The sequence below is a fragment of the Pseudomonas sp. P5_A2_2 genome (assembly GCF_054177685.1).
This window is the reverse complement of the sequence record NZ_JBGCUL010001198.1, coordinates 1-1,234: the sequence shown is the minus strand read 5'-3', so window position 1 is coordinate 1,234 and position 1,234 is coordinate 1. Positions and strand designations below refer to the sequence as shown.

The 1,234-nt window shown below is 53.4% G+C and carries 1 protein-coding gene and 1 pseudogene; one reads left to right on the top strand and one right to left on the bottom strand.

Annotated elements, in window-relative coordinates; translation table 11 throughout:
• A pseudogene (locus tag ACXRVY_RS30055) lies at positions 1 to 483 on the bottom strand (DNA-binding response regulator); the annotation flags it as partial.
• A gap of 410 nt (positions 484 to 893) precedes the next feature.
• Here ACXRVY_RS30055 and ACXRVY_RS30050 point away from each other — a divergent pair.
• Positions 894 to 1,091, top strand: coding sequence for a Flp family type IVb pilin (locus ACXRVY_RS30050; RefSeq protein ID WP_223459671.1), 198 nt, complete (start codon positions 894 to 896; stop codon positions 1,089 to 1,091).
• The last annotated feature ends 143 nt before the right edge of the window (positions 1,092 to 1,234 follow it).

Sequence of the window (1,234 nt, the reverse complement as noted above, 5' to 3'; positions counted from 1 at the left end):
GCTCAGCGCCTGGTGTTTTTGGTGTCCCGAGGTCAGCCGGATGCTTTCCGGCAGGGTCGGGGAGTGGTCGATCTGCGATGAGTTGCCCCGGCCGTGGGCATTTCGGCGCAGCTCGCAGAGCTGCACCACCGCCGTCAGGTAACGATTCCTCTCGGTGGTCGAGAGCGGGAGCACCATGTATTCCCATACGCTGGAGCGCATGGCCCATACAGCCAGTTCCTCCGAGTGTTGCACGRTGAACATGGTGATCGGGATGGTGGGGGTGGTGCGTTTGATCTCCAGCAATAGCCTCAAGCCTGGAGTGTCGGGGCGATCAAAATGGACGCAGATCATGTCTGCCAGTTCCGCGATGGGCAGCACGGAGTTTTTCGCCAGTCTGCAGTCGCAGGTACTCTCGAACTGCGCGATGAGTTCTTTCGTGGACCGATCATGAGTCAGATCGAACCACAGGAGCGATGGCCTTTTGGTCAAATTGGACGTCATGTCTCTACTCTGGGGTTCTTGGTGACTCTCTTAGCTAAGGAGTATTGCCAAGGTGCCATCACTTTGCAGATTTAATCCTGATAGGAAAGACGATTTTTAGTTGCTTTCGCTATATAGGTTGCCTGGAAGGCAGCCTCGGGCGAGTGTTTGTTGGTGTGTTTTCGACGAGCCCGGGTTGAACCGTTTGTCGCTTGTGAATTATTGATAATCGCCATTGCTTTGCCACGCCTTGTTTACCCCTCCCATGACTTCTGCAAAGGCCAATGACCCGTATTTGGCCACCCCGCAAAAAAGTCCTAGCGATGTGCAAAATCTTACTAACGCCCATGCCTTGCCCCTGACTAGGGTTACATCAGGCAGCGCAGAAAGTACTGCCTCAGAAAAAACAACATTCGAGTGAGGTGGGCAAAATGATCATGCAAACAATCAAGGCTTCGGTAGTGAAATTTGCCAAAGACGAAGATGGTCTGACCATTGTGGAGTATGCGGTGGCCGGCGGTTTGATTACGGTTGCTGTCGCCGCAATCTTCGTGAAGCTTGGAACCGCGGTGACTACCCAAATCACAGCGCTGTGCAAGGCTGCCAATGGCAACGTTGCGTGCCCTTAACCAACTTTGGGTGTGGGGACATGCGACGTCCATGGAGCAACCGGTTGTTATTGATTTGCTGATAGAGCTGCCGGATTACTCAATGGATTTCGCGCTGTCCCTGCCAGTGTAGTTCTGAGACTTATGACTGCTGAAGTGAGGTG